Raw genomic sequence first — 8,071 nt, 5'->3', positions numbered from 1 at the left:
GAATAAAGGGCTCACTTCCGGAAGGCTTCAGCACCTTTACAGGCCAGCTGATCGGCAATTTCATTTTCACGGTGCCCTGTATGGCCTTTAATCCAGCGCCAGTCTATTTTATGTCGCTGGTTCTGTTCATCCAGCAGCTGCCAGAGATCCTGGTTTTTAACGGGCTGACGTGATGCTGTTTTCCAGTTTTTGCGCTTCCAGCCCGCAAGCCATTCGGTAATCCCCTTGCGTACATACTGAGAGTCTGTGGTAAGGATAACGGTACAGGAACGCTTCAATGCCTTCAGGCCTTCAATGGCCGCCATAAGCTCCATGCGGTTATTGGTGGTTTCAGGTGCACCGCCATAGAGCTTTTTCTCAACGTTGCCATAACGGAGTAAGACACCCCATCCACCAGGACCAGGATTCCCTTTGCAGGCACCATCGGTAAAAATTTCAATTGTCTGACTCAAGAAGAACTCCAGTCTTTACTAACTTTAACGGCACTGGATCTGCCGACACTGGGGCGTGAGAGAGGCTGACCCACAAACCGTCTTCGCACATCAGACCAGACCTTTCTAACCGGTATTAACCCAGGGGTTTCACGAGTTGCAATCATCATATAAAAACCACCAACCGGTAACTGAAATTGCTCAAGACGCTCTTCAATGAGGTCGCCTCGCAACCCCGTGAAAAATTTTTTCAGGGGATGGACATAACCACCGTAGACTACCTTTTCAACATTGAAATTCAGCAGTGCCAACCAGTCTTTGAGTCTGGACGGTGATATAAAATGAGCATCCCTCAGCAGCCTGCGCTGACTGGGCACACACCAGCGGGCCATATTGTTCAGGCTGTATGGATTGAAGCCAATAATTACCAGTTTTCCATCCGGTATGATGGTGTTGGCGGCTTCGCTCAGCAGGCGATGAGGGCTATCCGCGATTTCAAGCGTATGCTGCAACAAAACCAGGTCAAGACTGCCAGGAGATACCGGCCAATAGAGGGGATCTGCAATAATTTGAGGCCGTGAACAATCAGCAAGGTGACTTGAACTCAATATAAATTGCCGCCGAACCGGGCTACTGGACATAAGGTCTGCCTGCCAGGAGGCAGAAAACTGTCCGGCATGGAAACCAAAAATCGTGCTGAGTTCCCTCTCCAGGAGACTTTGCTCATAACCCACCAGAATTTTTCCGGAGTCTGTCTCCAGCCAATGCCGCAAGTCTCCAATGCGATCAGAGAGACTGCGTTTGGTCCTTTTCCCAAAACATCGAATCATGCAAATTATTGTACCAGTAAAAAGTCAGCGTTTTTTTCACACCTGATGTAAGGCGGGGCGAGCAGGACGGTTGCAGTATTTCAGCAATCTTCCCTAATAAACAAGCTCAAAGCAGGCTATTTTTCATAACCATGCGTCTTCATGTTAACCTTCCTGCTGCCCAGTTTACACTGAAAATATCAATCAATGTCATCAAAGGGAGAGGCGTTATAACATGCTCCACATGGTACAGACATTCTTATAGTATGTGGCTCATCCAATAACATTCCCCGTGCAAACAGTGCAAATGATGATCACCGGGATGAACGTAAGGACGTTAAGGCAATGCTGATCATATCCCCGATACCCGCATTTCATGACAACTATATCTGGATGTTCCATTCGCCGGATAGCAGGAATGTTTACGTTGTTGATCCCGGTGATGCCAAACCTGTTCAACAGCTACTGGACAAACATCAACTTACCCTTGCGGGCATTTTGATCACCCACCATCACTTTGATCATACGGGTGGTATCAGCGAACTTACCAAAGGAAAAAATATTCCGGTATACGGGCCAGACAATCATAATATTGATGGCATAACCAATACACTGCAGGATGGTGACACCATCAAACTGGACGAAAACCGGTTCAATATTGTTGCAACCCCTGGCCATACACTTGACCATATTGCCTACTTTACTGAAACCGGTGAAGCAGGAAATCCTGCCCTTTTCTGTGGGGATACGCTTTTTGTGGGTGGCTGCGGCCGGCTGTTTGAAGGGACTGCTGAACAAATGTATACCAGTCTTTCACGTCTGGCATCATTTCCCGGCAATACCCGCGTATACTGTGCCCACGAGTACACTCAGGCCAACCTGAGATTTGCCCGGGCTGTCGAGCCAGATAACCAGATTCTGAAGGAACAGGTAAAAGAGGTCGCTGAACGCCGGTCTGAAAACCAGCCAACAGTACCTTCCACAATTCAGAAAGAGTTGGCGACAAACCCCTTTTTAAGATCAAATCAGCCTGACGTTATTAAGGCCGCCTGTAACAGGGGAGCACCATCTAATGCCAAACCCACTGATATTTTAAGGGTAATCCGAGCATGGAAGGATGATTTTTGATCGTGATAAAATAATTAACTAATAACCCTCAGAAACAGATATATGACCAAAGCCCCCTACTCCAAAGGCCAGCGTTTTTTTCAATTTGGCCCTATTGCTACAAAACGCGCCCTGCCAACACTGGCCTTTTCCCTGTTTCTGACGGGTTGTCAGTTGGTGAGTTCATTACCAACTTCGTCAATACCCTTGTCACAGGAAAGTTCAGATAAAAAAGAGACAAAGCCTGTTGTCTCCAGAGTTGAAACTAATAAGCCAGTGGTGGTAGCACCGGTGAAAGTACCGGTGATTGATAACCTCTGGGTTCGGATTCAGTCCGGTATGGCCATGGACCTCAACCAGAACAACCCTCGTATTCAGGCTGAACTGGACTGGTACAAACGAAACAAGTCGTATTTCAATACCATCTCCAAACGGTCAGAACCTTACCTTTACTTCATCGTAAAAGAGGCTGAGGCGAGAAACGTTCCGCTGGAACTGGCACTGATGCCCATTGTTGAAAGTGCTTTTGATCCCTTTGCTTACTCCCATGCCGGTGCTTCAGGTCTCTGGCAGTTTATGCCAGCCACCGGCGAACACTATGGACTGGATCAGAACTGGTGGTACGACGGCCGCCGGGATGTGGTTCACTCAACCCGGGCCGCGCTGGACTACATGAAAAGCCTGCACAACCAGTTTGGTGACTGGGAGCTGGCCCTGGCCGCATTTAACTCTGGCCCCGGCCGGGTTCAGCGAGCTGTTAGAAAGAACCAGAAACTGGGTAAATCAACACGCTTCTGGGACCTGGATCTTCCCAGTGAAACCACGGCGTATGTACCCAAGTTGATTGCCCTTGGAAAAGTGGTTAGAAATCCCGAAAAGCATGGGGTCAAGCTGAACCCTATCCCCAATAAGCCCTATTTCGCCAAGGTTCAGACCAGTGGTCAGCTGGACATGGCCAAAGCATCAAAATTGTCGGGCGTTGATCTCAAGGAGCTCTATCGACTCAACCCGGGGCTTAATCGCTGGTCAACACCGCCTGAAGGGCCTCACCATCTGGTGGTTCCTGTTACCAGCGCGGAACACTTCCGCACCCAGCTGGCGACATTGCCTCCGGAAGAACGTTTAACCTGGCATCGTTATACCGTCAAAGCGGGCGATACTCTTGGCACCATTGGCATGCAATACCGCACCAGCGTGAATGTGATTACCGATGTTAACAAGCTCAAGAGTACTATCATTCGTGTGGGTCAGGGCCTGATGATACCGGTAGCAGCCAACGCTTCTGAAACTTACACTCTCAGCGCCAGTCAGCGTCTTGCAACAAAGCAGAACCGTTCTGTGAGTGGTCGGAACAAGGTGGAGTATCGGGTAAAGTCCGGCGACAGTTTCTGGACCATTGCACGAAAATATAACGTTGGCGTTAATGAGCTGGCCCGCTGGAACAATATGTCATCCAGAGACACGTTGAAAATCAACCAGAAGCTGGCTGTCTGGAAAAAGCAGAGTACCAATAATGCCGTTGTCAGGAAGGTGAACTACAAAGTTCGCTCCGGTGACTCCCTGGCTAAAATCGCCACAAAGTTTAATGTCAATGTCGATCAGATTCGTGACTGGAATACTGATATGAATAGTAAATACATTCATCCCGGCCAGCAGGTAACTTTGTTTGTGAATGTAACCCGTAATTTCTAATTACAAACCTTCACTCAAACGGTGTGAAGCCGAGTAATCCTACGCCATCTATCTCAACCTTCCAGCAGCTGCTATCCTGATAGCTCAATTGCTGGAAGGTTCTGCCAGGTGGCCGCTCAAAAACAACAAGCCTGTTTATTTTTCCTGTTATTGTTAAGTCTCTCCCTGTTTGCCCGGGACAAACAAAACTCATGGCAACATGCCCTGTCCCTCTTTGATTCCCCAAAATATTCTCAGGACTTCCAGGCTTTCGATTATGTGAACATCGATGCCCCCGGGGGAGGACATCTTCGGCTGGCCATACATGGAAACTTCGATACATTGAACCCGTACAACGGCAAAGGGGTTCCTCCGTCTAAAATAGCCGCGGTCCTGAAATATGGTTTCAGCGAGTTGAATGAATCCTTAATGGCAGGTAGCGGCAGCTATGCCCCGCCCATGGACGAACAGGAAGTTGCTTACGGGTTGATTGCTGAATCGGTAAGAATTGACAAAGAAAAGGGTTTTCTGGAATTCAAACTTAATGAGAAGGCCAGATTTCATGATGGCCATCCCATTACCAGCCGTGATGTTGCCTTCTCATTTAATCTACTGGCATCGCTATCTTATGGACGCTTTGCCGGCCTGAACAACCAGATAGAAAACATAATAACCCCCTCCCCCGGTCATATTATTTTCCAGCTAAAGAAACCCTACCCTATCGCACTTCCACTCCATATTGCCGAGTTACCCGTATTACCAGAGCATTACTGGAAAAATAATGACTTTTATAAAACAACGCTGACACCGCCACTATTAAGTGGGCCTTACAAAATCAATCGCATTATTGCCGGCCAGAAAATTGAGTTGGAGCGGGTAAAGAACTATTGGGGGAAGGATCTTCCGGTCAACCGGGGAAAATATAATTTTGACCGGATTACCCTCTATTTTTTCCGTGATCTGCACATGGCATTCGAAGCATTCAAGGCCGGTCAGGTTGACGCCTATTATGAAGTTCAGGCAAAAAACTGGGCCACAGGCTATCAGTTTGATGCCATAAAAAAAGGGACGGTCATTCGTCAGGAAATACCACATCAGATGTCTTACGGTGTGCGAGCCTTCGTTTTTAATATGAGAAAGCCTTATCTTCAGGACCGCAGGGTCAGGGAGGCCATCAGTCTGATGCTTGACTGGAACTGGACTGCCAAAGCGATCTTCCACAACGCCTATACAAGAACCAAAAGCTATTTTCCGGGTACACCCAAGGCCGTTTTCAATAAACCTTCCGATGCTGAATACCCATTACTGGTGCCTTTTTCAGAACACCTCCCCCCGAATCTGTTGACTCAACCCTTCACTGTGCCTGAAACTCCGGGTAACGGCGTCATTCATCAGCAACAAAGAGCAGCGCTGCATCTGTTAAAGCAAGCAGGCTGGGAATTGCACCGGGGGAAACTGCTCAACAGGGTTACCCGTCAACCCATGAGACTTGAGTTTATCCATTACGCCGACTCACAGTTTGAAAGAATCATCATGCCCTTTATTCTCAACCTGAAAACCATGGGCATTGACGTAACCCTGAGTGGTATGGACGTTACACAATACTACCGCCGCCTCCAGCAACATGATTTTGATCTAACACAAACCATTTTCCCATTACGTCACCATCCCGGTGATGAGCTGTTAGACTATTTTCACTCCAGCAGCATCAACGACAGTCATGGCAGAAACCTCATGGGACTCAATGACCCTGCCGTTGACTATTTAATCGAACGTATCATCGCATCAACCGAAAAAGAGGAGCTGGAAACTGCCACATCAGCCCTTGACCGGGTATTGCTCTGGCAGCACTACGCAATACCCAACTGGCATGGCAACACCCATCGGCTTGCGTGGTGGCGCCATTTGAAAAATCCGGGCAAATTTCCACCCTATGGCTTTAGTCTCAATACGTGGTGGATGGAAAGGCGGATTGAAAAGCAGAACGATAAAAACAACCACATAAGTCGATAAACTATTGAACCATCTATTGTACGACAGGCGTTGAGGTTTCCCATTATGCGGTTTCTATTACCAACTCTTAAAGCACCGCTGTACTTCTGTATTCTGTTAAGTCTGGGAACACAGGCAGCCAGTTCGTCCTCCGGGATTGTGGATACCGAAAGTACCGAAAGGCTACGCCACGCCATCAGTCTTTATGGTGAACCTAAATACGCTGAAAACTTCCTGTTTTTCGATTACGTCAATCCCCGGGCACCAAAAGGTGGGGAATTGAAACAGGGCGTGGTCGGTCATTTTGATAGCCTTACACCCTACATAGACCGTGGTACCGCTGCTGCGAACAGTCAACTTATGTACGACTCTCTGCTGGCCCGCTCCTGGGATGAACCCCTGACCAAGTACGGCCTTATTGCCGAAAAAATTGAGCTGGATCCTGACAATCAGTGGGTGGCTTTCCATATCAATCCTGCCGCCAGATTTCACGATGGCAACCCGGTCACCGCTGATGACGTAAAATTCAGCTTTGATCTGCTCAGGGAGAAAGGCTCAACCTTTTACAAACAGTTTTATCAGGACGTAGAACGGGTTGAAGTGACGGAGAAATACCGGGTACTGTTTATTTTCAGGCACAACCAGAACAGGGAGCTGGCGCTTATCCTTGGTCAAATGCCCATTTTACCCAGACATTACTGGGAAAAACGGGATTTTTCATCACCGGGGCTGGAAATCCCTGTCACCAGCGGCCCCTATAAGGCCATACGAATTGATCCGGGACGTTCTATCACGTACGCCAGGGTTGAAAATTACTGGGGAAAAGACCTGCCCGTTAATCGTGGCCGTCATAACTTCGACCGTATTCAGTATGAGTATTATCGAAACAGCAATGTCCTGCTTGAAGCACTGCAAAAAGGTGAATACGGCCTGAAAATCGTTAGCGACCCCCGTGAATGGCATGACCAGATCCGGAATGAGTCTCTGGAAAAGCATCAGCTGATTCGATCATCCCTGACCAACCATAACCCACAGACACTGACGATTACCTATAACGCTCGAAAACCTCTGCTGGCAGACCCAAAAATCAGAGAGGCACTGGGATACGCCATCGAGTTTGAGTGGATGAATCAACACTTATTCCACGGTATGTATAAAAGGGCTGACAGTGTTTTTGCCGGGACTGAACTGGGAGCCTCCGGTAAACCTTCCGAGCAGGAAAAAACGATACTCTCAACCTGGCAATCCGAACTACCGAATGAAGCGCTTAATCAGGCATGGATACCGCCAGGCAGTGAACCGGGGCTTACCCGCCGTGAGCGCAAAAGAAGAGCCTTGTCACTGTTAAAGCAAAGTGGCTGGACCATTAAACAAAACCAATTGGTCAATGGTGAAGGAAAACCCCTTGAGCTTGAGGTTTTATTATCCTCCGTGGAGGATGAGCGCATCTTTATTCCAGTACAAAAGACACTGCAGGGTATGGGAATCAGGCTCAAGATAAGGACAGTGGACGTTGCACAATACGTCGAAAGAGTCAGAAATCAGGACTTTGATATGGTAATACACACTTTCCCCCATACTCCTTCACCCGGTACAGAGCAGGCAAGTCTCTGGGGCTCTGGTACTGCAGACCAGCATGGATCAAGAAATATTGCCGGGGTGAAACTGAAATCCATCGACACACTGACAGAAAAAATATCCCGGGCCCAGTCCCGTGATGAGCTATTAACCCTGATAAAATCAATGGATCGAATTCTTCTCTGGAATCATTATGTACTGCCACTCTGGTATCAGCCTGACTGGCTGGTTGTTCATAAAAAACAACTGAAGTACCCGGTAAACCCAGCCCCCTACGCACTGGATTTAAGTACCTGGTGGTATGAAAGCCCCTAATGCAGCCATGCCCTGATCCATACTACCTCATCCCCGCGCAGGAGGTTGTTGCAAAACCCTCCGGACACCTCGTTCCCATGCTCTGCGTGGGAATGCATACCGTACTCGCCACAAGTGAATAACCAGCCTGAAACCCCCACAGATTCGGACAAGGAGAGGTTTCTCCAC

At 48.3% G+C, this 8,071-nt stretch carries 6 protein-coding genes; 4 read left to right on the top strand and 2 right to left on the bottom strand.

Translation table 11 applies throughout. The features are described from left to right. Positions 1–11: 11 nt before the first annotated feature. Both rnhA and RM811_RS11055 read right to left on the bottom strand, forming a co-directional pair. Entirely contained in the window at positions 12–452 is a 441-nt protein-coding gene (gene rnhA, locus RM811_RS11060) for a ribonuclease HI (protein ID WP_402524036.1), read from the bottom strand. After that, positions 449–1,261 carry a methyltransferase domain-containing protein gene (locus RM811_RS11055; RefSeq protein WP_402524034.1) on the bottom strand — a complete coding sequence of 271 codons (813 nt, stop codon included), beginning with the start codon at positions 1,259–1,261 and terminating at the stop codon, positions 449–451. Before RM811_RS11055 ends, rnhA begins: the two co-directional genes overlap by 4 nt. 324 nt (positions 1,262–1,585) lie before the next feature. On the opposite strand from RM811_RS11055, the gene gloB reads away from it, so the two are divergent. The 4 genes from gloB (at position 1,586) to RM811_RS11035 (ending at position 7,903) form a co-directional block, all read left to right on the top strand. Next, complete coding sequence (gloB, locus tag RM811_RS11050) at positions 1,586–2,368, top strand: hydroxyacylglutathione hydrolase (RefSeq protein WP_402524032.1); 783 nt, start codon at positions 1,586–1,588, stop codon at positions 2,366–2,368. Positions 2,369–2,410: 42 nt separating this feature from the next. Then, positions 2,411–4,039 carry a LysM peptidoglycan-binding domain-containing protein gene (locus RM811_RS11045; RefSeq protein WP_402524029.1) on the top strand — a complete coding sequence of 543 codons (1,629 nt, stop codon included), beginning with the start codon at positions 2,411–2,413 and terminating at the stop codon, positions 4,037–4,039. A 108-nt stretch (positions 4,040–4,147) separates the two neighbouring features. After that, positions 4,148–6,031: an extracellular solute-binding protein gene (locus RM811_RS11040; protein ID WP_402524027.1), complete on the top strand. Its 1,884-nt coding sequence runs from the start codon at positions 4,148–4,150 to the stop codon at positions 6,029–6,031. A gap of 45 nt (positions 6,032–6,076) precedes the next feature. Further along, positions 6,077–7,903, top strand: coding sequence for an extracellular solute-binding protein (locus RM811_RS11035; protein ID WP_402524024.1), 1,827 nt, complete (start codon positions 6,077–6,079; stop codon positions 7,901–7,903). The last annotated feature ends 168 nt before the right edge of the window (positions 7,904–8,071 follow it).

Source organism: Endozoicomonas sp., from assembly GCF_031844845.1.
Taxonomy (GTDB): Bacteria; Pseudomonadota; Gammaproteobacteria; order Pseudomonadales; family Endozoicomonadaceae; genus Endozoicomonas.
Note: the sequence above shows the minus strand (reverse complement) of the source record. Positions and strands in the feature narration are given on the sequence as shown.